Below are 24,333 nucleotides of genomic sequence, written 5' to 3' on the forward strand. Positions count from 1 at the left end.
TCGGATCAGGGAGCAGAGGGGATCTAGCCGACCCCGCGGTCGGAGTCGGCCCAGTACTGGGACCGCAGCGCCTTCTTGTCCGGCTTGCCGAGCGCGGTCAGTGGCAGGGCATCGGCGAAGATCACCCGCTTGGGTGACTGCACCGCACCCTTGCGGTCTTTCACGGACTGCTGGATCTCGGCGGTGATCCGGTCCTTCGCCGCGTCGTCGGCGTCGGCATCGTTGCGCAGCACCACGATCGCGGTGACCGCCTCGCCCCACTTGTCGTCCGGGACACCGATCACGCCGACCTGACCCACTGCCGGGTGTTCGGCGACGACGTCCTCGACCTCGCGCGGGAACACATTGAAGCCACCGGTGACGATCATGTCCTTGGTGCGGTCGACGATGAACCAGAATCCGTCCTCGTCCTCGCGGGCCACGTCGCCGGTGCGCAGCCAGCCGTCGCGGAAGGTGTCCGCGGTCTGTTCGGGGAGGCCCAGGTACCCGCCGGCGAGAAGTGGTCCCGCGACGCAGATCTCGCCGGGTTCGCCCTGCGGGACGGGCTTGTCGTCGGGCCCGAGCAGGGCGGTACGCAGGAAGGCCGACGGCCGTCCGCAGCTGCTCAGCCGACGCTGGTCCTCACCGGGACCCGGATGGTCACCCTTCGCCAGGTAACTGATGACCATCGGCGCCTCGGACTGGCCGTAGTACTGCGCGAAGATCGGCCCGAAGCGCTCGATCGCCTCGGCGAGCCGGACCGGATTGATCGGCGACGCACCGTAGTACACAGTCTCCAGCGAGGACAGGTCGCGCGTCTTCGAGTCCGGGTGGTCCATCAGTGCGTACAGCATCGACGGCACCAGCATCGTCGCGGTGATCTTCTGCTCCTCGATCGTGCGCAGCACCTCGGCCGGGTCGAACTTGGACAGCACCACCATCGATCCGCCCTTCATGAGGGTCGGGACGAAGAAAGCGGCACCCGCGTGCGAGAGGGGCGTGCAGAGCAGGAACCGCGGGTGTTCGGGCCATTCCCATTCCGCGAGCTGGATCTGCGTCATCGTCGACATCGCGCGGGCTGTCCCGATGACGCCCTTCGGCTTGCCGGTGGTGCCGCCGGTGTAGGTGATGGAGACGACGTGGTCGGGTGAGAGATGCGCGGCGACAAGGGGCTTCGGCTCGAAGCCGTCGGCTTCGGCGATCACGTCCCGCGCGTGGGCGGCGAGTTGCTCCGGCACCGGCCCGAGGGTCAGCACCTGCTTGAGACCGGGAACCCGTTCGAGCAGTGCCGCGGCCCGCTCGACGAACATGGGCACCGGGTCGATGATGAGAGTCGACACGCCGGCGTCCGAGAGCACGTACGCGTGGTCGTCGAGTGAGCCCAGGGGATGCAGAGCGGTGCGGCGCCATCCCTGCGTCTGGCCGGCGCCGATCACGAACAGCACCTCGGGCCGATTCAGCGCAAGTAGGCCGACCGCGGTTCCCGTACCAGCACCCAACCCTCGAACGCCTGGATGTAGCGGCTGATCGACGCCGCCATCTCACCGCCGGTCATCTCGGTGTCGCCGAGAGACAGCACGGTGCGGTCGGCGTGCCGCCGCAGCGCCGCGACCATCAGGTCGCCCATGTGCGTGCCCCCGCGCAGGTGATCGAAGTCGGCCGGTGCTGTCGTCGTACCCTCGTTCGTCATGACCACCAGACTAGGACGTGTTACAGCTCTAGGGAAGAATCTCCACCAAAACAGGCAGACCCAACGGTAGAACTTGTTCTAGATTCGCATTTCCGAGACGTCGTCCGACCCCCTGCGCACGCGCCGGATGTCCCCCACATGGGAACCACCGGTGACCTAGGATCGAGTCATGACTGATCTCGACCTCGCCACCACCCGGCGTGACATCGCCGACGCCCTGCTGACCGCCCTCGAGCGCCGCCACGAGGTCCTCGATGCCATCGTCGACGCCGAGAATCACGACGAGGCCGTCACCGCGATCGTCGACCTGCTCGGCAAATCCAAGCTCGGCGCCGAGGCCATCCTCGACATGAAGCTCGACCAGCTCACCAAGGACGACCGCCGCAAGAACCAGGCCGAACTCGACAACCTCAACAGCGCCCTCACCTTCACGCTCGCCGAACGTCCGGCCAGCAGTGGGGACACCCTTGATCTCCGTCCGTTCGACCCGTCCGCCGACGCCGAACTGTTCTCGGCGCGCACCAACGAGATCGGCACCGCCGGCGACGGTTCGGGCGCTCCCGCCGGCGATGTCGCGGCCGAGATCGATGCCGCCACCGCCCGGGTCGACGCCGAGGAAGCCGTCTGGCTGGTCGCCGTCGAAGGCGAGTCGAAGGTCGGCTTCGTGTTCGGCGAACTGAAGGACGGCGAGATCGACCTGCGCATCTGGATCCACCCGCAGTTCCGCAAGTCGGGGTACGGCACCGCAGCGCTACGCAAGTCCCGTTCGGAGATGGCGGCGTACTTCCCCGGCGTGCCGATGGTCGTCCGCGCGCCCAGCGCCTGACGGTCCACCTACAGTCGACGAACCCACCAGCCGTTCGGGGTGGTGGGTTCGTCTGTTGGTGGCGTGCCGGACGGTCAGGTCCGTTGGGGCCGCGGGAGGCCGAAGTGGGCGACGATCGCGCGGATCCGGTTGTCCTCGTCGACCACGAAGGTCTCGGACACGGTGGCACCCAGCCGAAGGGTCTTGGGTCGGACGTGGACGATGTAGCGCGTGGTGACGCTGTGCCCGTCCACCGTGGCGGTGAAGTCCGAGATCCGGTGGATGAGGCGGAATTGCGGGCCACGCGCGAGGCTGCGGGCGATGTGGTCGCCGTCGCGCCCGGTCCGCACACCGAACTCCACGCGGGTGCAGTCCGGGTGCAGGACGACCGACGACGGATCGTGACTCACCAAGGCGTCCACATAAGCGCGCGCCGCGGCGATCCGCTCGGCCGAGGGATCTCGGGGCGAGGTCATCGCGCGCCGTACACGGGCATCGGCACCGGCGCCTTGGCCAGGATCTCCTCGATCACCGGGCCGAGCTCGCCGGCCTCCCACCGAGAGCCCTTGTCCCGCTCGATGCTTCGCTGCCATCCATCGGTGATCGAGATCTTGCCGCCCTCGACTTCGAACACCCGGCCGGTCACCGAGCCCGCCGCGGGCGAACCCAGCCAGACCACGAGGGGCGAGACGTTCGCCGGATCCATCGTGTCGAAGGAACCGTCGGCGGGCGCCGCCATCTGAGCGGCCATCGCCTCACCGGCACCCATGGTCATCTGGGTACGGGCGGCCGGAGCGATCGCGTTCACGGTCACACCATACGACCCCAGTTCCGCGGCCGCCTGGATCGTCAGAGCCGCGATGCCGGCCTTCGCCGCGACGTAGTTGCCCTGCCCCACCGAACCGTACAGTCCCGCACCGGAACTCGTGTTGATGATGCGCGCCTGCGGAACGTCGCCGGCCTTCGCCTGGGCACGCCAGTGCGCGGCTGCGTGCCGCAGACCGACGAAGTGCCCTTTGAGATGTACGCGGACGACCGCATCCCACTCGTCCTCCGACAGCGAGACCAGCATCCGGTCGCGCACGAAACCCGCGTTGTTGACCAGTACGTCGAGGCGTCCGAACGCGGAGAGTGCGGTCTCGACCATGGCCGCACCCGAATCCCAGTCCGCGACGTCGCCCACCGACGCGACTGCCTGCCCGCCGGCGGCGACGATTTCGTCGACGACCTCACTCGCGGGGTCCTCGGCGTAGTCGTTGACGACGACCTTCGCGCCGTCGGCGGCGAACGCGAGGGCGTGGGCGCGTCCGATGCCCTGGCCGGCACCGGTCACGATGACGACACGACCCTCATTCAACTTGCTGGTCACTGATGTTCTTCCTTTCCGAAGTGTCTGCGGCCCCGAACCGCACACCGGGTCTCAGACTGCGTTACCGGCCGTGGCGGCGTCGAGGAATGCCGGCTTCTCGCCACCGCCGTGGACGGTCAGCGTCGACCCGGTGATGTAGCCGGCAAGCGGTGACAAGAGAAAGGCGACCGCGTTGCCGACATCGGCGGGCGTGGCCATCCGCCCCATCGGGATGGTCTCGCCGACGGCTGCCACACCGGCGTCGTCGCCGTAGTGCAGGTGGGACTGTTCGGTGACGACCGGGCCGGCCACGACCGAGTTCACCCGCACCCGCGGCGCCCACTCGACGGCGAGCGAGCTCATCAGGTTGTCGAGTCCGGCCTTCGCCGCACCGTAGGCCGAGGTGCCGGGTGACGGCCGGTGGCCGCTCACGCTCGAGATGTTCACGATGCCACCGCCATCCGGCTGCGTCTGCATCACCGCGTTGGCCGCGCGGGCCACGGCGAGCGGGGCGAGCAGATTGAGGTCGACGATCTTGCTCGCGAACCGGACCGACGCGTCGGCGGCCAGCGCGAACGGGGAGCCGCCGGCATTGTTCACGACACCGTCGATGCGTCCGGCCCGCCCGATGATGTCGTCCATCATCGCCACGACCGCATCCGCGTCGCGGACATCGCAGGACACGAAATCGAGATCGCGGAGGTCGTCGGCGAGATTGTCGGCGTTGCGACCACAGATCACCGGACGGGCGCCGAGCGAACCCAGGACGCGGGTGATCCCGGCACCCACCCCGCGCGCCCCGCCCGTGACCAGGATGACCTTCCCGACCAGGCCCAGCTCGACCTGTGACTGCGTCTGCATGGGTGCTACCCTACCAAACAACCAAGCACTTGCTTGGTGCGCTTCCGCAGTCCCCTCGGACTGTCCGGACCGCCCCATGAGAGGAGCCCGCGTGCCGATCACCACGACACGTTCCGATACCGGGATCGTGACCGTCACCGTCGACTATCCGCCGGTCAACGCGCTGCCATCGGCCGCATGGTTCGAACTCGGCGACGCCATCACCGCCGCCGGCCAGGACCCCTCCACCCACGTGGTGGTGCTCCGCGCAGAAGGTCGGGGCTTCAACGCGGGCGTCGACATCAAGGAGATGCAGGCGACCGACGGCTTCGACGCCCTGATCGGCGCCAACCGCGGATGCGCCGCCGCCTTCAGTGCCGTCTACGACTGCGCCGTCCCCGTCGTCGTCGCCGTCAACGGGTTCTGCGTGGGCGGCGGCATCGGCCTCGTCGGCAATGCCGACGTCATCGTGGCCTCCGACGACGCCGTCTTCGGACTACCCGAGGTGGACCGCGGAGCACTCGGCGCCGCAACCCATCTCGCGCGGCTCGTGCCACAACACATGATGCGCACCCTCTACTTCACCGCCAAGAACGTCACCGCCCGGCAACTCGAGCACTTCGGTTCGGTCTACCGGGTCGTGCCCCGCGAGGAACTGCTCGACGCGGCACTCGAGGTCGCAGAGGCCATCGCCGCCAAGGACACTCGCGTGATCCGCGCAGCCAAGGAGGCGATCAACAACATCGACCCCGTCGACGTCAAGGCGAGTTACCGCCTCGAGCAGGGGTACACCTTCGAGTTGAACCTGGCCGGCGTCGCCGATGAGCACCGCGACGCGTTCGTGTCGACCGGCAAACCACTTGCCGCGAATTCCGCCTCGGATGGAGGACGTGCCTGACATGCCCACCGACAAGACAAGCACTTTCGACGATGTCATCGCCGAGCTACGCGACGGCATGACCATCGGCATCGGCGGATGGGGTTCGCGCCGCAAGCCGATGGCGTTGGTCCGTGCGCTCGCCCGCTCCGAAGTCAAGGACCTCACCGTGGTGACCTACGGTGGCCCCGACCTCGGATTGCTCTGCGCGGCAGGGAAGGTGCGCCGCGCGTACTACGGCTTCGTCTCGCTCGACTCGGCTCCGTTCTACGATCCGTGGTTCGCCAAGGCGCGCACCAACGGCGAGATCGAGGTACGCGAGATGGACGAGGGCATGGTGAAATGCGGCCTCGAAGCAGCCGCCGCACGCGTGCCGTTCCTGCCCATTCGTGCCGGCCTCGGCTCCGACGTCCTCAACTTCTGGGAGGGTGAGCTGAAGACCGTCACCTCGCCCTATCCCGACGCCGATGGCCGGACGCAGACGCTGGTGGCCATGCCGGCACTGAAGCTCGACGCCGCCTTCGTGCACCTGGATCTGGCCGATGCCCACGGCAATGCCGCCTACACCGGGGTCGACCCGTACTTCGACGACCTCTACTGCGCGGCCGCCGAACGTCGCTATCTCGAGGCCGATCAGATCGTCTCCACCGAGGTGCTCGTCAAAACCGTCCCACACCAACGTCTTCTGCTGAACCGAATGGCCGTCGACCGCGTCGTCCACGCGCCCAACGGCGCTCACTTCACGTTTGCCGGGGAGTACGGCCGGGACGAGAAGTTCCAGCAGTTCTATGTGGCGTCGGCGAAGGAGCCCGAGACCTGGGACGCGTTCTCGCGCCGATTCCTCCAGGTCGACGAACAGACCTACCAGCGAGAAGTGACCGCCTGGCAGGACGAGCAGAAGGAGACCGGACAGTGAGCACCGCCGAAACCGCGACCACGCCCGGTGAATCGTCCGGTACGGATGAACCCACCCGCGCCGAGTACTGCGTGATCTCCTGCGCCGACATCTTCGCCGGCGCCGGCGAGATCATGGCCTCGCCGATGGCGCCCACTCCCCTGCTCGGCGCCCGGCTCGCGCGTCTCACCACCGAACCCGACCTGCTGATCACCGACGGCGAGGCGCTGATCCTCGCCGACACCCCGCCGATCGGGAAGACCGGGCCGATCGAGGGGTGGATGCCGTTCCGCAAGGTGTTCGACGTCGTGGCATCGGGTCGGCGCCATGTTGTCATGGGCGCCAACCAGATCGACCGGCACGGCAATCAGAACCTGTCGGCGTTCGGTCCGTTGCAGCACCCCACTCGTCAGATGTTCGGTGTGCGCGGCGCGCCCGGCAACACCATCAACCACCCCACCAGCTACTGGGTGGCCCGCCACACCGCGCGCGTCTTCGGCGAGTCCGTCGACATCGTGTCGGGCGTCGGTTTCGACAAGGTTGATCCGGAGAACCCGGCCTTCGACGACCTGAACATCCATCGCGTGGTCACCAACCTCGGCGTCTTCGACTTCGGCGGACCAGGCCACACCATGCGGGCCCTGTCCCTGCATCCCGGCGTCGGCGCCGACGAGGTCGCCGAGAACACCGGCTTCGAGGTCGAAGGCCTTGCCGACGCACCCGAAACGCGCCGGCCGACGGCAGAGGAGCTCGGTCTGATCCGGGAAGTCCTCGACCCGAAGGGCGTCCGCAACAAGGAAGTCCGATGAGCAGTCCCACCAGCGCACAACCGAGTCCCGCGCGCGCCGCCGGACTGTCGACGTCGTTCACCGAGCTCGTCGGCATCGAGTACCCGATCGTCCAGACCGGCATGGGATGGGTGTCCGGACCGTCGCTGACCTCGGCAACCTCGAACGCCGGCGGGCTGGGCATCCTGGCGTCGGCCACGATGACGTTCGCGGAACTCGAGGCGGCCATCGCGAAGACGAAATCGTTGACGGACAAGCCATTCGGTGTGAACATGCGTGCCGACGCGACCGATGCCCCCGAACGCATCGACCTGTTGATCCGAGAGGGCGTCAAGGTCGCCTCCTTCGCGCTGGCCCCGAAACCCGAACTGATCGCGAAGCTCAAGGACAACGGCATCGTCGTGATCCCGTCGATCGGTGCGGCCAAACATGCCGTCAAGGTCGCCTCGTGGGGTGCCGACGCAGTGATCGTCCAGGGCGGCGAGGGCGGTGGTCACACCGGACCGGTCGCCACCACCCTGCTGCTGCCGTCGGTGCTTGATGCGCTGTCCGCCAAGGGTATCGACATGCCGGTGGTCGCCGCGGGCGGGTTCTTCGACGGCCGTGGGCTCGCCGCCGCACTCGCCTACGGGGCTCAGGGCGTGGCCATGGGCACCCGGTTCCTGCTGACGTCGGACAGTGCCGTGCCCGACTCCGTCAAGCAGGAGTACCTCGCCCGCGGTCTCGGCGACACCGTTGTCTCGGTCAAGGTCGACGGCATGCCGCACCGCGTGTTGCGTACCCCGCTGGTGGAGGCGCTCGAGAGCGGGAGCCCGGCCCGGGCCCTCGTCGCCGCGGCCCGCAATGCCAACGAGTTCAAGCAGATGACCGGCATGCGCTGGACGACGATGCTCAAAGACGGGCGCACGATGAAGAAGTCGGGCGAACGCACGTGGCAGCAGGTCATCATGGCGGGCAACACCCCCATGCTGCTCAAGGCCGGCCTCGTCGAAGGTGACACCCGCGCCGGCGTGCTCGCCTCCGGCCAGGTCGTCGGCATGATCGACGACCTGCCCAGCTGTGACGAGTTGATCCAGTCCATCATGACCCGGGCGCACGAACGATTGAAGGCGCTCGGGTCGTTGGGCTAGGGGCCGCGGCCGCCGGGCCTTCGAGGCTCGTCGCTGGCGCTCCTCGCACCTCAGGCAGCGCAGGGCGGGCCGTCACCCCCTGCCCCCTGAGGAGGCCCGGAGCTTGCGGAGGGCCGTCACGAAGGGTCCGGTACCTTCGGACCGTGACGACCCCGGAAGTCCTGCGCCTGAATTCGGTCGACTTCGTGCGGCAGTCCCGCGCGATCCTCGCCGACATCGACCTCACCGTCCACGCCGGCGAGCGGTGGGCGCTCATCGGCCCGAACGGCGCCGGCAAGTCGACGATCCTGAGCCTGTGCGGCGCGGAACAGCATCCGACGCGCGGGACCGTCCATGTCCTCGGACACCAACTGGGGCGCGTCGAGACCCGGAAACTGCGTGAGTCCATCGGCCACGTCAATCCGCGGCATCCGCTGCGGTCGCCGCTGTCGATCCGCGAGGTGGTGCTGACCGGTGCGACCGGCACGACCGAGTTGATGGACCACCGGGAACCCGCACCGGAGACACTGGCCCGCGCCGACGAACTGATCGAGATGCTCGTCTTGAGCGCGCTCGCGTCGGCGCCGTGGACGAACCTGTCGCAGGGCGAACGCGGCCGGACCCTGATCGCCCGCGCGCTGCTCTCCGATCCTCGACTCCTGCTGCTCGACGAACCGTCGACCGGCCTCGATGTGGCTGCCCGCGAGCGTCTTCTGCAGACCGTCGACCGGCTACACCGGACACATCCCGATCTCGCAACGGTGCTCGTCACCCATCACCTCGAGGAACTACCCGAGACGACCACGCATGCCGTGCTGGTGACCGGCGGCCGGATCCTCGCCGCGGGGCCGGTTCACGACATTCTCACCACAGCCCTGGTGACCGAGTGCTTCGACTACCCGATCGAGATCGCCCACGACGAAGGGCGGTGGTCGGCGCGGGGCGTCGCGACCACTTCTCCCTGAACTCAAGCACCGCGAGTGGTCCCCAGTGCGAAGGCCGCCGGCGACGAGATGGCCCCCTGCAGATTTCGTGCGCTCCGAGGTCGGTGGCGAACCCGGGCCCTCTTGTCGGCCAGCCGCTGTGTGACTGGTGGGGTGTCTGTTCACCACGGTTCACTGCGGTTCACCATCGGGACGTGTGTGACAGTGACTGTGGAACAACCATTTTCGACGAAATCGGGGTTGTGGAGAAATCTCGTCGTCGAACGTTCTGGCGAGTACCTTGGTGTCATGACCCCGATCACCGAGCTCCGCGACACCCTCATTGGTCTACAATTTCCACCCGACGACGGGAGTGGTCGCGCGGTGGTCGAGCGACTCGACGAACTACGCGTGCTGCGCAACGTCCTCGATCACCAGATCGCCGTCCACATCGCCCTGTTGGAGGATTCGGGGGCACCGGCGCGAGCAGGGTCGACGACCCGATCCTGGCGTATCGAGATGGGCCTACCCCGACGGCCGCGCACCGCGGTGCACGGATCGCCACCGGACTGGGATCGTTGCCGAAAGTCGCCGACTGCGCCGCCGACGGATATCTGTCTGTTGAGTGTGTTGATGCGATGGTCCGCGGTATCGCGTTCATCGACAAACAGGCAGCGACTGCGTTGTCCAGCGACGACCTATCGGCGTTCGAAAGCGAGCTGCTCGCGCAGGCCTTCTCCGGGGCCACCCCCGCCGAGATCAACACTCACGCCCGGAGCATCGCCACGCGGGTCGCCGATGACGATCCGCACGCGGTCGCGGCAGCCGATGATGCGTCGCTGAACACCTTGCACACCAGAGTGACCGACGAAGGCCGGGTCGCGATCACCGGCGATGTGACGGCGGTGATCGGCGAGAAGTTCCTGGCGATGATCGACGAAAACTCCTGTCCGCGTCCCGAACCCGACGGGGCCGACGACCGCCGTGATGTCGGGCAGCGTCGTGCGGACGGGTTGGAGCTACTGCTCGATCAGGCCGCGATCGGTGCGGCGATGACCACCGCAGGTGCACCCCGCACTCAGGTAGTGGTGACCATCCCCGCTGATGGTGTGGGCCCGGCGATTCTGCCGTGGGTGGGCGCGGTCACGGCATCGACGGCACGTCGGTTGTCGTGTGACGGCGGGGTCGCCGAGATCGTCCTCGACGACGAGGGGGTGCCGCTACGGATGGGGACGACGAAGCGGTTATTCCCGCATCATCTGCGTCAGGCGATCGTCGTGCGGGATGTGTGTTGCGTGAAATGCGGTGCACCAGCCGCGCATACGCAGGTGCATCATCTGGTGCCATGGGCTGACGGCGGACCGACTGATCTGGACAACGGATGTCTACTGTGTCAGCGCTGTCATACCCAGGTGCATCATCATGGGTGGGAGGTGATGATGGGCCCTGATCGTCATCCGTGGTTGATCCCACCGGCCGATATCGACCCGCGGCGTCTACCTCGGCCGGCTTACAACCGGCGCACCATGCGCCTGGACGACGCCCTCGTCTGACCTCACCCCGCCCCCACCAGACCCTCCGGCGTCGACACCGACCGACGCCACACGACCTTTGACAACTCCACAGCGTTCAACAAGCCCTGGCCGCCGGGGTCTGGTGGCGAAAATCTCTTGCGCGTTGCGCAATTTCGCTCCGAGATCCCGGTGGGCGGGGGGCGATCGGTCTCGGAACGAGGTCGACAGGTCCAGCCCGCTCTCACCGCCTCGGAAGGGCGCGCCTAAGCCGACGGCGTCAGCGTCCAGCCGGCAGCTGCGGTCCGCTGGTTCCAGAACTCGGTGTATCGCCCGCCGCGGGTGAGCAGTTCGTCGTGGGTACCGATGTCGTCGACGCCGCCCTGGTCGTCGAGCACGACGATCTGGTCGGCGGCGATCACGGTGGACAGCTTGTGCGCGATGACCAGCACCGTGCTGCGGTCGGCGAGGCGGCGGATGGATTCCGCGACGTGGGACTCGTTCTCGGGATCGAGAGCGCTCGTCGCCTCGTCGAACAGCACGATCGGCGCGCCCTTCAGCAGGGCGCGTGCGATCGAGACTCGTTGCCGCTCACCGCCGGACAGGGCAGAACCGCCCTCACCGACGACGGTCTGCCAGCCATCGGGCAGCCGGTCGACGATCGAGGTGACCCCCGCGGTCTCGGCGGCTGCTCGGATCTCGTCGTCGGTCGCATCTGGCCGTCCGAGTTTGATGTTCTCCCACAGGGTGTCGTCGAACAGGTAGACGTCCTGGAACACCTGGGACAACTGGCCCATGAGTGCACCGGTCTCCTGCTCCCGCACGTCGACGCCGCCGACCCTCACGACGCCGCCGTCAACGTCGTAGAACCGTGCGATGAGACGGAAGATCGTCGACTTACCCGACCCCGACGGGCCGACGAGTGCAGTCATCGTGCCGGGGCGGGCTCGCAGGGACACATCGCGCAGGACCAGCGCGCCGGTCTCGTACCCGAAAGCGACACCGTCGAGTTCGACAGCACCCGGTTCGGTGATCGGCGTGGGTTGATCGGGGGTGGGCATCCGGTCGGTGTCGAGCACCCCGGTGATGCGGTTGATCTCATCGGTGGACATACGCAGCGTCGAACCCAGTTCGGCGAGTTCACCGATCGGGCCGAAGAAGCGTGCGGCGAGGCCGAAGACGGCGATCAGCAGGGCCGGCTCGATGTGGCCCGCCACGGCCAGCCCCGCGCCGAGCGCGAGCACGGCACTGAAGACGACCTGCACCGACAGTCCGTTCAGCAGGATGCCGAGGATCGAGCGCCAGAGCATCGACTTGCCCACGCGTGCTTGTTGTCCGAGTGCGTCGGCGAGCGGCTTGTGCGCGGAGTCCGAGTCGCCGAAGGCCCGCAGCACCGCCTGGCAGCGGGCGAACTCCAGGACCCGGTTGTTGACCTTGACGGCCTCGGCACGCTTACGGCCCTCGGACTTCGCGAGGAACGAACTCGACAGCTTGCCGACGTACATCAGCAGCAGCGTCCCGGCGACCATCAGAAGACCGATGCGCCAGTCGAAGAAGCAGATACCGATGACGACCACGACGGAGCTCACCATGTTGACGACGACCGGGGTGATGTAGTGCGCGCCGGTACTGCCCACGAACATCGTTCCCTTGACCGCGATCTGGGAGACGTCACCGACGCGGTCGCGGGTGAACCAGCCGAGCGGCAGCGTGACCATGTGATCGCCGAGACGGTGGTGCAGCATGCGCATCGCGTAGAGCGCCATCGTCATGCCCTTGAGCGACTGCACGTAGGCACTGACCGCACAGATGACGACCAGAACGGCCAACGGCCACAACCACATCGCGGCGGCGGAGAGGTCACCGGTCAGCAGGTGTTCGACGATCGGGACCAGGGTCAGCATCGCCAGCCCCTGCGCGACGCCGTAGACGACCACCCAGGTCAGGAAGACGACCATCCGGGCCCGTTCGGAACCCAGGATCGTATAGAAACCGCGGATCATCGTGCCGCCTCGCTGCTCGTGACCGCGCCCCGCGCGATCTCCTCGTCCTGCCTGGTGGTCCCGGCCTCGTAGGAGGCCCACATCGACGCGTACAACCCGCCGCGGGCGACCAGTTCGTCCTGCCGGCCCTGTTCGACGACCCGACCCCGATCCAGGACGACGATGTTGTCCGCGTGCGTGATCGAGCCCAGACGGTGCGCGATGACGAGCACCGTGCGCCCGACCATCAACGCGCCGATGGCCTGCTGGATCTGCGCCTCCGACTCCGGGTCGGCGAAGGCGGTGGCCTCGTCGAGGACGAGGATCGGGGTGTCGGCGAGCAGGGCCCGCGCGATCGAGACACGTTGCGCCTCACCGCCGGAGAAGTGTGCCCCGTCGCCGACCACGGTGTCGTAGCCGTCGGGCAGCTCGAGGATGCGGTCGTGGATCTGGGCGGCGCGGGCGGCGTCGTAGACCTGCTCGTCACTTGCGTCCGGACGGCCGAGCCGGATGTTGTCGCGCACCGACATCGTCAGCAGCTGCACGTCCTGGAGCACGAACCCGACGTGGCGATAGAGCTCGGTGGGTGCGATGTCGCGGACATCGACCCCACCGATGCGCACCGCACCGGAGTCGGGATCGCCGAAGCGGGGCAGCAGCGTCGCAAGCGTCGACTTACCGCTTCCCGACGGCCCGACGAGAGCGGTCACGGTTCCCTCGGCCAGTTCGACACTGACCCCGTCGAGCGCCTTCACCCCGGACGGGACTCCGAGGCGCGGCGGGTAGGTGAAGTGCACGTTCTCGATCCGCACATCGTGCCCGGCGGGCACCTGGGGGTTCTCCGGAACCGTCAGCTCCGGTTCGGCGAGCAACGAGGCGATACGCAGGGCGGCGGCCGAGGCCTGCTGACGGGTGTGCACCGCGGTCGAAACCGTGAGCAGCGCGGTCGGGAGCACCATCGCGATCAGCGTCGACCCGACGAGCTCGATAGGCTGGACCCACCCGTTGTCGACGAGCCAGTACCCGACTCCGAGGTTGACCAGCAGGATCAAGGGCGCGCTGATCAGGACGGTGGTGACCGCCTGTACGCGGAGCATCGGCCCCATGTAGCCGGCGAAGTCGTCGTTGAACTCATCGGCGGCATCGACGAACCGCCGGTGTGCCTTGCCGGTCTGCCCGAAGGTCTTCACCACGGCGACGCCCGAGATGAACTCGACGATCGTGGCGCTGATCCGCGCGACGCCCTTGTCCATCTTCTCCATCTCGGTCGTCAGGTCACGAGCCATGTAGGAGTACGTCAGCGCGTACAGCGGCACCGTCGCGATCGCGAGCAGCCCCAGGCGCCAGTCCAGGTAGAAGCAGTAGATCAGCGCGAAGATCGGCGACAGCATCGCGGCCGTGGCCTCGACGGTCGCGTGCGCGACGAGATAGTGCAGGTCGGCGACATCGTTCTGCACCGACTTGCGGACCGCACCCGAGCTGGTCCGGCTGAACCACCCCAGCGGCAGCCGACCCAGCTTGTCCGCGATGCGGATTCGAAGTTGCGCCTGGAGATCGAGATCGGCGAAGTGGGTGATCGCGAGCGCGAGGAAGCTGAAGGCGGCGCGAGCGCCGAGCCCACCGACCACCAGCCACACGACCATCCAGACGCGCCCGGAATCGACCGGTCCCGGTTCGAGCAGGATGCGCCCGAGTTCGACGATCCCGATGAACGGCACCACCGTGGCGGCGGAGGCGAAGACCTGGACGAACTGGGCGAGCAGCGTGCGCTTCTTCACCGGGGCCAGGACGTCGGCGAGGGCAGCGGCTTTCGCCTTGGACTCGGATCTGGCCTGAGCGCGCGCGGCTTTCGGATCGTCGGGTTCGACGTCGACGTCGGAGACTGGTGCCGGCGCGGCCACATCGGTTCCGCCAATTGTCATACGCGCACAATAACGGCCAGACGCTGGGAAAGGAAAGCTACCCTAACTTCGACGCGCGTGGTCAGCGCGGCAGGATGCCGTCGAGGACCACCGACAGGTACTGATCGGCGATCGAGTCGACCGTCATCGAGCCCCCGGGCCGATACCACCGCACGGCGACCCACACGGTGTCGCGCATGAAGCGGTAGACGAGTTCGACGTCGAGATCGGCCCGGAATTCCCCGTTTTCGACGCCGCGCTGCAGCACCGACTGCCACAACTGCCGGAACTCGACGTTCAGTTCGGAGATATAGGCGAAACGTTCCTGGCCCGAGAGACGCTTCGCCTCGTCCTGGTAGATCGCGACCGCGTTGCGTTCGGCATCGATGGACTCGAACGACGCGATGACGAGCCCCCGCAGGGTCTCGGTCGCCGACTTGCTCGACGCCGCGATCTGCCGGTAGCGAGCGAACAGGTCGTCGAGAAAACCCCGCAGGATCTCGTCGACCATCGACTCCTTCGAGTCGAAATGGTGATACAGACTCCCAGAGAGGATTCCGGCCGCGTCGGCGATGTCCCGGACCGTCGTCGAGCGCAGTCCCTGCTCGGCGAACATGCGCCCGGCGGTCGCCAACAACTCGTCCCGGCGCGACGAACGAGTCGGCGCGTCGGCGGTGCTCGCAGCGGTCCGTCCGTTCGCGTCGATCCTGGTCTGACCTCGTGGTGACAAGCGCATCCTCCTGGAAGAGTCTGCGCTCACCCTAGCAAGCGCTTGGCCGGGACCGTCGCACGACGATCCCGGCCAAGAGCACCGATGTTATGCGCCGAGGCGCTTCCGCACCTTCTTCATGGCGCGGTTGTTGAAGAACTTCCACAGCTTCAGCTGGTTGTTGGTCAGCCTGGTGTCCTTGGGCAGGAACGGTGGCGACATCATCTCGGCAACGCTGACCGGCAGCGTCGAGAACGCGACGGCCCGAGCATGGCTGAAGGTCTCGAAGCCGGTGCGGCCGTGATACCCGCCCATTCCGCTGTTACCGACGCCGGCGAACGGCAGCTCGCCGCTGAACAGGTGGATGGCGAAGTCGTTGCCGTTGATCGAACCACTGCGGGTGTTGTCGGCCAGCTTCTGGAACCGCTCGTTCTGATCGCCGCACCAGTACATGGTCAGCGGATGCGGGTGCGAGCCGATCTGGCTGATGACCTCGGACAGGTCGCGGTAGGGGTACACGGTCAGCACCGGACCGAAGACCTCGTCCTCCTCGATCTTCATGCCCGCCTTGACACCGGTGAGCAGCGTCGGCGGGATCTTGCGGCGTTCGGCGTCCGGCAGCGGTTCGCCGCCGGGGACCACCTGACGCTTGGTGGCGCCGAGCTGCTCGGCGTCGTCGATGAGCCCGAGGATCCGCTCGTAGTTCTTCTGGTTGATCGTCGACGTGAACTGCTCGTTGTCGATGATCGTCGGGAAGTTCTCGGTCCACCGCGCGACGACCTTGTCGGTGAACTCACCGAGCTTGGCCTCGGGAACGAAGACGTAGTCCGGGCACAGGCACACCTGGCCGCCGTTGACCATGCGGGCGTCGGCGAGCATCGTCGCGGCCTTGTCGATGTCGGCGTCGACGTCGACGACGGCAGGGTTCTTGCCGCCGAGTTCGAGGGTGACCGGGATCAGGTTCTTCGCGGCTTCCTGGGCCACCGAGGCGCCCACACCGGGCGAGCCGGTGAAGAACATGTGGTCGACCTTGAGCTTGGCGAAATCCGATCCGGAGCCGTGCTTGGAGGTGGCGATCGCCAACTCCTCGATCGAGAAGTAGTTCGGTGCGTGCTTGGCGATCACGTCGGTGGTCTTCGCGGTCACCGACGACGGTCGCATGATGACCCGGTTACCGGCGGCGAACGCCGAACCCGCGGGCACGACCGTCAGCTGCAGCGGGAAGTTCCACGGCCCCATGATGCCGACGACGCCCAGCGGGTCGTGGCGGATGCTCTGCTTGTACCCGAGCAGGCCCTGCACCTTCGCGACCTTCGACTCGGCCATCCACTCCTTGACCCCGCGACGCTGGTGGGCGAGGTCGATCATGCAGCCGGCCACATCGGCGGCGAGCGAGAGCTCGCGCGGGCGGGCACCGAAGTCCTCGGCCAGCGCGGCGGCGATCTCGTCGGCGTTGTCGAGGAGCAGGGCTGCAAGCCGCGTGATGCGGTCGATGCGCGTGTCGGCGTCGGGGATCCCGTCGCGCAGGAACGCCGCGCGCTGGATCTCGACCAGTTCGGTCAAACTATGCGCTTCCGACGAGACGCCACGCGTCGCGCCGGTGGCGCCGGTGCTGGTGTGCTCAGCAGGCTTGGTCATCGAGATCCCCTCAGCTAGGTCGTGCTGCACCTGACGTGCGGCGGTTGGAACGAAATGGTCCGCGTGTGCCACACAATAGTATGCGCCAGATCACACCCGTATGTGGGCACGCCTGTTGTCAGAATGGTACGGCCTCGAGAGGGGAACGTCGAGGGGCGAACTGTGGCCCTCAGGCAGCAGAGGTGGTGACTCTCAGCCGAGCCGCTCGATGATCGTGACGTTGGCGGTCCCGCCGCCCTCGCACATCGTCTGGAGTCCGTAGCGGCCGCCGGTGCGCTCGAGTTCGTTGAGGAGGGTCGCGAACAGCTTGGCGCCGGTGGCGCCGAGGGGGTGACCGAGTGCGATGGCGCCACCGTTGGGGTTGACCTTCGCCGGGTCCGCGCCGGTCTCCTTGAGCCACGCGAGCACGACCGGCGCGAACGCCTCGTTGATCTCGACGACGTCGATGTCGTCGATGGACATGCCGGTCTTGTCGAGGGCGTACTTGGTGGCCGGGATCGGCGCGGAGAGCATCATCACGGGGTCGTCGCCGCGCACGGACAGGTGGTGGATGCGGGCTCGCGGTGTCAGATTGTGTTCCTTCAGCGCGCGTTCGGAGACGACGAGGGTCGCCGACGACCCGTCGGCGATCTGCGAGGCGACGGCCGCGGTGAGCCGGGAACCATCGGCGAGGACCTGCAGGCCGGCCATCTTCTCCATCGAGGTCTCGCGCGGGCATTCGTCGACGACGCAGTCACCGAGGGCGACGTTCTCGTTGTCGAACTTGCCGTCGGCGATCGCTGCCCGGGCCCGCTCGTGCGACTGCAGCGCCCAGCGCTCCATGTCCTCGCGACTGATGTCCCACTTCTTCGCCATCATGTCGGCGCCGAGGAACTGCGAGATCTGCGCGTCGCCGAAACGTTCCTGCCAGCCGGCGGATTCAGCGGTGGGCGTGGTGAATCCGAACTCCTTGCCCGAGATCATCGCCTGCGAGATCGGGATGGCGCTCATGTTCTGCAGGCCGCCGGCGACGACGATGTCCTGGGTTCCGCTCATGATGCCCTGCGCTGCGAAGTGGATGGCCTGCTGGCTGGACCCGCACTGCCGGTCGACGGTGGTGCCGGGCACCTCGAGCGGGAGACCGGCTGCGAGCCAGGCGGTCCGGGCGACGTTGCCCGCCTGGCCACCGATGGCGTCGAGGCAGCCGAACACCACGTCGTCGACGGCCGCGGGGTCGATGCCGGTGCGCTCGACGAGTGCGGAGATGATGTGGGCGCCGAGATCGGCGGGGTGGGTCTTGGCCAGTGAGCCGTTGCGCTTGCCGACCGGGGTGCGGACGGCGTCGACGATGTAGGCCTGGGGTGTGGTCATGGTCGGTGCTCCTTGGTTCGGTGGAAGTCGTTGTCCGTCAAGCGCGTTGGCTGGAGATCGAGACGACCTCGCCGGTGAGGTAGGTGGTGTAGTCGCTGGCGAGCATCGCGACGGTCGCGGCGACCTCCCAGACCTCGGCGGCACGCCCGTAGGCTTCGCGGGAGGCGAGTTCGTCGAGGAGGTCGTCGCTGGTGACCTTCGCCAGGAACGGGTGTTTGGCGATCGACGGCGCGATCGCGTTGATGCGCACCCCGACGTCGGCGGCTTCGAGTGCCGAACACCGGGTCAGGGCCATCACCCCGGCCTTCGCCGCAGCGTAGTGCGCCTGTCCGCGCTGGGCCCGCCAGCCGAGGACAGAGGCGTTGTTGACGATCACGCCGTTGTGCTCGACCGAGCCGAAATACCGCAGGGCTGCGCGGGTGGCGCGGAATGTACCGGTGAGCGTGATGTCGAGGACACGATCCCATTCCTCGTCGGTCATCTCGGCGACCGGGGTCTCGCCGCCGAGCCCGGCATTGTTGACCAGTACGTCGATACGTCCGAGTTCGGTTGCGGCATCGGCGATCAGCGCGTCGACCTCCGCGGTGACCTGCACATTGCAGGTGCGCTGGGTGACCGTGCGCTCCGGGAATTCCGCCGACAGCTTCTCGGCGGCCTCACCGAGGCGTCGTTCATGCCAGTCGCTGATGAGCACATCCGCGCCTTCGAGCAACGAACGCCGGGCCGACGCGAAGCCGATTCCCGTTCCGGCGGCGGCGGTCACCACGACCTTCTTGCCCAGCAGCAGGCCGTGCCCGGCGATCTCGGCAGGCGGTGTGGCCAGCGGCGAGACCGCTCGGCCGGCCGCCCGGGCCCCGTTGACGTCGACTCCGGTCATCTCAGCGTGCCTCTCGGGGTAGGCCGAGCACACGCTCGGCGATGATGTTGCGCTGCACCTCGTTCGAGCCGCCGTAGATGGTGTCGGCGCGCGTGAAGAGGTACAGCCGTTGCCATTCGTCGAGTTCGACGTGCTCGGGGTCGGTGATGTCGTTGGCCCGACCCTCCGCCGTCGCGGCGGGACCGATCAGCGCCGGTGCGCCGACGACGTCCATGGCGAGTTCGCCGAGATCGCGATGCCAGTTCGCCCACAACAGCTTCGAGACCGACGCCGCGCCGGCTTGCGAAGTGACATCGCCGTCGAGTGTCCGCTGGGCGTGGGCGCGCATGACCGTCAACCCGATGTCCGCCCGGGCCAGCCGCGACGCGATCTCCGGGTCGTCCAGCGCCCCGTTGGCTCGCGCGAGATCGGTGAGATTGCCCAGCTCGCGCGCGAATCCGACCTGCTGACCCAGCGTCGACACCCCGCGCTCGAACTGCAGCAGCCCCATCGCGACCTTCCAGCCGTCGCCCGGGTCACCGACGATGAGATCGGCATCGGTTTCCGCGTCGTCGAAGAACACCTCGTTGAATTCCGAAGTGCCGGTGAGCTGTTGGATCGGACGGACGGTGACGCCCGGTTGGTCGAGCGGCACCAGCAGGAAACTCAGTCCGGCATGGCGCGACGATCCCTTCTCGGTACGCGCGATCACGAACACCCACTGCGCCACGTGGGCGAGCGAGGTCCAGATCTTCTGGCCGTTGATGATCCACTTGCCGTCTTCGAGCCGCGCCGACGTGGACACGCCCGCGAGGTCCGATCCGGCGCCCGGCTCGGAATAACCCTGCGACCACAACTCGGTGACATCGACGATGCCGGGCAGGAAACGCCGCTTCTGCTCGTCGGTCCCGTAGGCGATGAGCGTGGGGCCCAACAGTTCCTCGCCCAGATGATTCACGCGCGCAGGTGCGTTTGCACGTGCGTACTCGCGATGGAAGATGATGCGCTGTTCGAGCGTCGCACCACGACCGCCGTACTCGACCGGCCAGCCGATGCAGGTCCACCCGGCGCGCGCGAGGTGACGATCCCATTCGAGGCGCTCGGCGAAGAACTCGTGTTCGCTGCCCGGCCCCCCACGACCCTTCAGATCGGCGAAGTCGCCAGCGAGGTTCTCGTCGAGCCACGCACGCACCGCGGCCGCGAACTCGGTGGTGGCGTTCGGTGTCGATTTCGCCCATTCACCCAGGTCGACGGCACGATCGGCGAGATTCGTCGTGGTCATGGGCGCTAGCATAACGCACCAAGCAAGTGCTAGGTTGGGCGCATGGCGCAGACCCCACTGCACGAGGTCCTCCCCACGCCCACGACCCCGGCCGCACTGCGCCGGGCGGCGCAGACCTGGCCCGACCGTATCGCTCTCGTCGACGGTCAGTGGCAGTCTTCGACGCATCCGCGGATCGAGTCGACCTGGACCCGTCTCCACGAGTCCGTCCGGGATTTCGCGGCAGCGTTGGTGGCCTCGGGTATCGAGGCCGGCGACCGGGTCGCCATCTGGTCGCCGAACAGCTTCCACTGGCCGATTGCGGCGCTCGGGATCCACTACGCCGGTGCGACGCTCGTCCCCTTGAACACGCGCTACACCGCGGGCGAGGCGATCGAGATCATCGAACGGTCCGGGGCCCGGGCCGTCGTCGTGTCCGGCGAGTTCCTCGGTGCCGATCATGTGGCCGAGTTGTTGCGCGATCACCGCGCCACGATGCCCGACGTCGTGATCCGGGTGTCGCTCACGGACGACGCCGCCCCGCTCGACGGTGCCGTCGACTGGGATGAGTTCCTCAGTCGGGCGGCAACCCCCGACGCACTCGCCGAAGCCGACCGACGCGCCGATGCCGTCTCCCCCGACGATCTCTCCGACATCCTCTTCACCTCCGGCACGACCGGGAAGTCGAAGGGTGTGCTGGCGACCCACCGGCAGACCCTGACCGGCTCGTACGGCTGGGGCGCGAATGCCGGCCTGGGCCCGGACGACCGCTACCTGATGGTCAACCCGTACTTCCACACCTTCGGGTACAAGGCGGGCATCCTGCCGAGCGTGCTGTTCGGCGTGACCATGCTGCCACTTGCCGTCTATTCACCGGACCAGGCGATGAAGCTCGTGTCCGACGAGCGCGCGACGGTCTTCCCGGGCGCGCCCACCATCTTCCAGACCATCCTCGACGACCCGAAGCGCGCCGACCACGATCTCTCGAGCCTGCGCATCGTCATCACCGGCGCGGCGATCGTGCCCGTCGTCCTCGTCGAACGCCTCCAGCACGACCTGGGCGTCGACACCGTCATCACCGCCTACGGCCTGACCGAGGCGAGCGGCTTCGTCTCCACCTGCACCCCCGACGACGACGACGCGACCGTCGCCAACACCTGCGGACGTGCGTTCCCGGGCATGGAAATCAGACTCTCCGACGACGGTGAGGTGCTGGCGCGCGGAGACATGGTGATGGTCGGCTACCTCGACGACCCGGAGGCCACCGCCGCGACGATCGACGCCGACGGGTGGCTGCACACCGGCGACATCGGGATCCTCGACGAGCGCGGCAACCTCAAGATCACCGACCGGCTCAAAGACATGTACATCTGCGGCGGGTTCAACGTCTACCCCGCGGAGATCGAGCAGACCCTCGCGCGGCTCGACGGTGTCACCGAGTCCGCGGTCGTCGGCGTGCCCGACGACCGGCTCGGCGAGGTCGGCCGCGCCTACCTGACGGTCCGGGCGGACGCCGACCTCGACGAGGCGCAGGTCATCGCGTTCGCCAAGGAGCACCTCGCCAACTTCAAGATCCCCCGGTCGGTGGTCTTCGTCGACGAGTTCCCCCGCAACGCGTCGGGCAAGATCCTCAAGCGCAACCTCACCTGACCCCGGGATTTCGTAGCGCCAATGCGCGCTATTCACCTACTGACGCTACGAAATTCGGGGCTGGGAACCGGCCGGACGTGCGGTGCGTCGAAGTGTGTATGACCGACGACCTGCGCGCCATGATCGCTTCCCACGACGGCGTCTTCACCACGCATCAGGCACACTCGCACGGGGTGTCGGCCGACGGCATCCGGCATCGGGTTCGGACCGGACAGTGGGTCCGGGTCACGCGAGGTGTCTTCCGGGTGGCCGACCGGACGGTCGACGATCGGATGCGGATGCGGCTCGCCGGGGTTCGCCACGCGCGCGGGCGATGCTGGAGGCGATGTCGTCGGGCGCGAGGTCGGAGGCGGAGCGGATCACCGCGAAGCTACTCGACGGCAGCGGGTTCACGGGGTGGTCGGCCAACACGCCGGCGTGTGGCTACGTCCTCGACTTCGCGTTCGAGGCGTCGAAGATCGCCATCGAGATCGATGGGATGGCATTCCATAGTGACGCCGTCGCATTCCAGCGAGACCGCACCCGACAGAACGACCTCGTCAGATCCGTACAGCCCTACGACGGAAATCCGTAGCGTAGATGCGGATATAGCGCGTATCCGCGCTACGAAATCCCGGTCAGGAGCGGGGCTTCACCAGCGGGAACAGGATGGTGTCGCGGATGCCGAGGCCGGTGAGGGCCATCAGCAGGCGGTCGATGCCCATGCCGGTGCCGGTGGTCGGGGGCATGCCGTACTCCATCGCGGCGAGGAACTCCTCGTCGAGGACCATCGCCTCGTCGTCGCCGGCGGCGGCCAGGCGGGCCTGATCGGCGAAGCGTTCGCGCTGGATGACGGGGTCGACGAGTTCGGAGTATCCGGTCGCCAGCTCGAAGCCGCGTACGTAGAGGTCCCACTTCTCCACGACGCCGATCTGCGACCGATGTGCGCGGACGAGCGGCGAGGTCTCGACCGGGAAGTCGCGGACGAAGACCGGGCGGTCCAGCTTCTCGCCGACCATGTGCTCCCAGAGTTCCTCGACGAGCTTGCCGTGCCCGTATCCCTTGTCCTTCGGGATCTCGAGGCCGACGCGCGCCGCGATGGCCAGCAGCTGCTCGACGGTGGTCTCCCCGTCGGCGCCGGCCGGGACGATCTGCTCGCCCAGCGCCTCCGACAGCGACGGGTACATCTCGAGTGCGGTCCACTCGCCCGAGAGGTCGTAGGTGGAACCGTCCGGCATGGTCGGGGTCTGGGTGCCGAGCGCCGCCTGCGAAACCTCTTGCACCAGTTCGCGGATCATGACGGCGGAGTCGTCGTAGGTGCCGTAGGCCTGATAGGTCTCGAGCATCGCGAACTCCGGTGAGTGCGTGGAGTCGGAACCCTCGTTGCGGAAGTTGCGGTTGATCTCGAAGACGCGCTCGATGCCGCCGACCACACAGCGCTTGAGGAACAGCTCCGGTGCGATGCGCAGGAACAGATCGATGTCGAAGGCATTGGAGTGCGTGACGAACGGTCGCGCGGCCGCCCCACCGTGCAGGGTCTGCAGCATCGGGGTCTCGACCTCGAGGAAACCCCGACGGCCCAGCGCCGCACGGAGTTCGGCGATCACCGAGATCCGGGTGCGGGCGATGCTGCGGGCCTCCGGGCGCATGATGAGGTCGACGTAGCGCTGCCGGACGCGAGTCTCCTCGTTCATGTCCTTGTGCGCGACGGGCAACGGCCGCAACGACTTCGACGCCATCTGCCAGCCGTCGGCCATCACCGAGAGTTCGCCGGTGCGCGAGCTGATGACCTCGCCCGAGATGAACACGATGTCCCCGAGATCCACCTCGGACTTCCACCGCGCCAGCGCTTCCTCGCCGACGCCGTTGAAGCTGACCATCGCCTGCAGCTGCGTGCCGTCGCCCTCCTGCAGCGTGGCGAAGCACAGCTTGCCTTTGTTGCGCAGGAAGATCACGCGTCCGCTCACGCCGACGTGCTGTCCGGTCTCGGTACCGGCCTCGAGGTCGGGGTAGGCGGCGCGGATCTCACCGAGGCTGTGGGTGCGCGGGATGGCGACCGGGTAGGCCTCGCGACCCTCGGCCAGGATCCGCTCACGCTTCTCGCGGCGGATGCGCAACTGCTCGGGCGTCTGCTCGTCGGTCGCTTCGGGGGTGGCGGTGCTGGTCGGGCTGTCACTCACCCCACGCACCCTATCGGGGCCGGTCATCGACTCCAACTCACTGCCTCGCGGTGACCGCGGAC

Annotated in this window: 19 protein-coding genes and 3 pseudogenes; 10 read left to right on the plus strand and 12 right to left on the minus strand. The window is 67.6% G+C overall.

Going from position 1 to position 24,333, the window contains the following annotated elements; translation table 11 throughout:
* Nucleotides 1–23 precede the first annotated feature (23 nt).
* Nucleotides 24–1,669: pseudogene (fadD8, locus tag MVF96_RS19420) on the minus strand (fatty-acid--CoA ligase FadD8).
* Nucleotides 1,670–1,838: 169 nt separating this feature from the next.
* Here fadD8 and MVF96_RS19425 point away from each other — a divergent pair.
* Nucleotides 1,839–2,495 carry a GNAT family N-acetyltransferase gene (locus MVF96_RS19425; protein WP_065629767.1) on the plus strand — a complete coding sequence of 219 codons (657 nt, stop codon included), beginning with the start codon at nt 1,839–1,841 and terminating at the stop codon, nt 2,493–2,495.
* Nucleotides 2,496–2,569: 74 nt separating this feature from the next.
* Here MVF96_RS19425 and MVF96_RS19430 read toward each other — a convergent pair whose 3' ends face one another.
* Genes MVF96_RS19430 through MVF96_RS19440 form a run of 3 tightly spaced genes read right to left on the minus strand, consistent with a single transcriptional unit; the run spans nt 2,570 to nt 4,683 of the window.
* Entirely contained in the window at nt 2,570–2,950 is a 381-nt protein-coding gene (locus MVF96_RS19430; protein ID WP_065629768.1) for a DUF8021 domain-containing protein, read from the minus strand.
* Nucleotides 2,947–3,843: an SDR family oxidoreductase gene (locus tag MVF96_RS19435; protein ID WP_065629769.1), complete on the minus strand. Its 897-nt coding sequence runs from the start codon at nt 3,841–3,843 to the stop codon at nt 2,947–2,949. Before MVF96_RS19435 ends, MVF96_RS19430 begins: the two co-directional genes overlap by 4 nt.
* 51 nt (nt 3,844–3,894) lie before the next feature.
* Nucleotides 3,895–4,683 carry an SDR family oxidoreductase gene (locus MVF96_RS19440; protein ID WP_058253930.1) on the minus strand — a complete coding sequence of 263 codons (789 nt, stop codon included), beginning with the start codon at nt 4,681–4,683 and terminating at the stop codon, nt 3,895–3,897.
* A gap of 91 nt (nt 4,684–4,774) precedes the next feature.
* Between MVF96_RS19440 and echA20 the strand changes: the two genes are divergently transcribed.
* The 6 genes and pseudogenes from echA20 (at nt 4,775) to MVF96_RS19470 (ending at nt 10,807) form a co-directional block, all read left to right on the plus strand.
* Nucleotides 4,775–5,560: a (7aS)-7a-methyl-1,5-dioxo-2,3,5,6,7,7a-hexahydro-1H-indene-carboxyl-CoA hydrolase gene (gene echA20, locus MVF96_RS19445; protein WP_247450103.1), complete on the plus strand. Its 786-nt coding sequence runs from the start codon at nt 4,775–4,777 to the stop codon at nt 5,558–5,560.
* 1 nt (nt 5,561) lies between these two features.
* Nucleotides 5,562–6,455 carry a CoA transferase subunit A gene (locus MVF96_RS19450; RefSeq protein ID WP_058253935.1) on the plus strand — a complete coding sequence of 298 codons (894 nt, stop codon included), beginning with the start codon at nt 5,562–5,564 and terminating at the stop codon, nt 6,453–6,455.
* Nucleotides 6,452–7,243 (plus strand): CoA-transferase subunit beta, encoded by a 792-nt coding sequence (locus MVF96_RS19455; RefSeq protein ID WP_247450105.1) that lies wholly within the window; start codon nt 6,452–6,454, stop codon nt 7,241–7,243. Before MVF96_RS19450 ends, MVF96_RS19455 begins: the two co-directional genes overlap by 4 nt.
* Nucleotides 7,240–8,352, plus strand: a complete 1,113-nt coding sequence (locus MVF96_RS19460) for an NAD(P)H-dependent flavin oxidoreductase (RefSeq protein WP_247450106.1) — start codon at nt 7,240–7,242, stop codon at nt 8,350–8,352. The genes MVF96_RS19455 and MVF96_RS19460 overlap by 4 nt, the downstream gene beginning before the upstream one ends.
* A gap of 143 nt (nt 8,353–8,495) precedes the next feature.
* On the plus strand, nt 8,496–9,296 hold the full coding sequence (locus MVF96_RS19465; protein WP_247450108.1) for an ABC transporter ATP-binding protein: 801 nt from the start codon (nt 8,496–8,498) through the stop codon (nt 9,294–9,296).
* Between the two features lie 267 nt (nt 9,297–9,563).
* Nucleotides 9,564–10,807 (plus strand): annotated as a pseudogene (locus MVF96_RS19470) (HNH endonuclease).
* Between the two features lie 224 nt (nt 10,808–11,031).
* On the opposite strand, the gene MVF96_RS19475 reads toward MVF96_RS19470, so the two are convergent.
* From MVF96_RS19475 to MVF96_RS19505, 7 genes are all read right to left on the minus strand, one after another.
* A complete protein-coding gene (locus tag MVF96_RS19475; protein ID WP_247450109.1) occupies nt 11,032–12,768 on the minus strand; it encodes an ABC transporter ATP-binding protein in 1,737 nt (578 codons plus the stop codon).
* Complete coding sequence (locus tag MVF96_RS19480; protein ID WP_226513979.1) at nt 12,765–14,669, minus strand: ABC transporter ATP-binding protein; 1,905 nt, start codon at nt 14,667–14,669, stop codon at nt 12,765–12,767. The genes MVF96_RS19475 and MVF96_RS19480 overlap by 4 nt, the downstream gene beginning before the upstream one ends.
* Before the next feature lie 61 nt (nt 14,670–14,730).
* Entirely contained in the window at nt 14,731–15,378 is a 648-nt protein-coding gene (locus MVF96_RS19485; protein ID WP_058249973.1) for a TetR/AcrR family transcriptional regulator, read from the minus strand.
* 87 nt (nt 15,379–15,465) lie between these two features.
* The gene (locus tag MVF96_RS19490; RefSeq protein ID WP_247450110.1) at nt 15,466–16,995 is read right to left on the minus strand and encodes an aldehyde dehydrogenase family protein; all 1,530 of its coding nucleotides are present in this window, start codon (nt 16,993–16,995) and stop codon (nt 15,466–15,468) included.
* A gap of 192 nt (nt 16,996–17,187) precedes the next feature.
* The gene (locus tag MVF96_RS19495; RefSeq protein ID WP_078112634.1) at nt 17,188–18,345 is read right to left on the minus strand and encodes an acetyl-CoA C-acetyltransferase; all 1,158 of its coding nucleotides are present in this window, start codon (nt 18,343–18,345) and stop codon (nt 17,188–17,190) included.
* Between the two features lie 37 nt (nt 18,346–18,382).
* On the minus strand, nt 18,383–19,222 hold the full coding sequence (locus tag MVF96_RS19500) for an SDR family oxidoreductase (protein ID WP_247450111.1): 840 nt from the start codon (nt 19,220–19,222) through the stop codon (nt 18,383–18,385).
* Between the two features lies 1 nt (nt 19,223).
* Nucleotides 19,224–20,483 (minus strand): acyl-CoA dehydrogenase family protein, encoded by a 1,260-nt coding sequence (locus MVF96_RS19505; protein WP_247450113.1) that lies wholly within the window; start codon nt 20,481–20,483, stop codon nt 19,224–19,226.
* 42 nt (nt 20,484–20,525) lie between these two features.
* On the opposite strand from MVF96_RS19505, the gene MVF96_RS19510 reads away from it, so the two are divergent.
* The 3 genes and pseudogenes from MVF96_RS19510 (at nt 20,526) to MVF96_RS19520 (ending at nt 22,686) form a co-directional block, all read left to right on the plus strand.
* Nucleotides 20,526–22,112, plus strand: a complete 1,587-nt coding sequence (locus MVF96_RS19510; RefSeq protein WP_137809933.1) for a FadD3 family acyl-CoA ligase — start codon at nt 20,526–20,528, stop codon at nt 22,110–22,112.
* A gap of 119 nt (nt 22,113–22,231) precedes the next feature.
* Nucleotides 22,232–22,303, plus strand: a pseudogene (locus MVF96_RS19515) (hypothetical protein); the annotation flags it as partial.
* 134 nt (nt 22,304–22,437) lie between these two features.
* Entirely contained in the window at nt 22,438–22,686 is a 249-nt protein-coding gene (locus tag MVF96_RS19520) for an endonuclease domain-containing protein (protein WP_240199163.1), read from the plus strand.
* A 43-nt stretch (nt 22,687–22,729) separates the two neighbouring features.
* Here MVF96_RS19520 and lysS read toward each other — a convergent pair whose 3' ends face one another.
* A complete protein-coding gene (gene lysS / locus MVF96_RS19525) occupies nt 22,730–24,298 on the minus strand; it encodes a lysine--tRNA ligase (RefSeq protein ID WP_247450114.1) in 1,569 nt (522 codons plus the stop codon).
* Between the last annotated feature and the right edge of the window lie 35 nt (nt 24,299–24,333).

It is taken from the genome of Gordonia hongkongensis (assembly GCF_023078355.1).
Lineage (GTDB): Bacteria > Actinomycetota > Actinomycetes > Mycobacteriales > Mycobacteriaceae > Gordonia > Gordonia hongkongensis.

Coding starts and splice junctions, on each gene's coding strand:
- MVF96_RS19425 (WP_065629767.1), top strand. CDS start 1,839: ATGACTGATCTCGACCTCGCCACCACCCGGCGTGACATCGCCGACGCC.
- MVF96_RS19430 (WP_065629768.1), bottom strand. CDS start 2,950: ATGACCTCGCCCCGAGATCCCTCGGCCGAGCGGATCGCCGCGGCGCGC.
- MVF96_RS19440 (WP_058253930.1), bottom strand. CDS start 4,683: ATGCAGACGCAGTCACAGGTCGAGCTGGGCCTGGTCGGGAAGGTCATC.
- MVF96_RS19450 (WP_058253935.1), top strand. CDS start 5,562: ATGCCCACCGACAAGACAAGCACTTTCGACGATGTCATCGCCGAGCTA.
- MVF96_RS19460 (WP_247450106.1), top strand. CDS start 7,240: ATGAGCAGTCCCACCAGCGCACAACCGAGTCCCGCGCGCGCCGCCGGA.
- MVF96_RS19475 (WP_247450109.1), bottom strand. CDS start 12,768: ATGATCCGCGGTTTCTATACGATCCTGGGTTCCGAACGGGCCCGGATG.
- MVF96_RS19480 (WP_226513979.1), bottom strand. CDS start 14,669: ATGACAATTGGCGGAACCGATGTGGCCGCGCCGGCACCAGTCTCCGAC.
- MVF96_RS19490 (WP_247450110.1), bottom strand. CDS start 16,995: ATGACCAAGCCTGCTGAGCACACCAGCACCGGCGCCACCGGCGCGACG.
- MVF96_RS19495 (WP_078112634.1), bottom strand. CDS start 18,345: ATGACCACACCCCAGGCCTACATCGTCGACGCCGTCCGCACCCCGGTC.
- MVF96_RS19500 (WP_247450111.1), bottom strand. CDS start 19,222: ATGACCGGAGTCGACGTCAACGGGGCCCGGGCGGCCGGCCGAGCGGTC.
- MVF96_RS19505 (WP_247450113.1), bottom strand. CDS start 20,483: ATGACCACGACGAATCTCGCCGATCGTGCCGTCGACCTGGGTGAATGG.
- MVF96_RS19510 (WP_137809933.1), top strand. CDS start 20,526: ATGGCGCAGACCCCACTGCACGAGGTCCTCCCCACGCCCACGACCCCG.
- MVF96_RS19520 (WP_240199163.1), top strand. CDS start 22,438: ATGTCGTCGGGCGCGAGGTCGGAGGCGGAGCGGATCACCGCGAAGCTA.
- lysS (WP_247450114.1), bottom strand. CDS start 24,298: ATGACCGGCCCCGATAGGGTGCGTGGGGTGAGTGACAGCCCGACCAGC.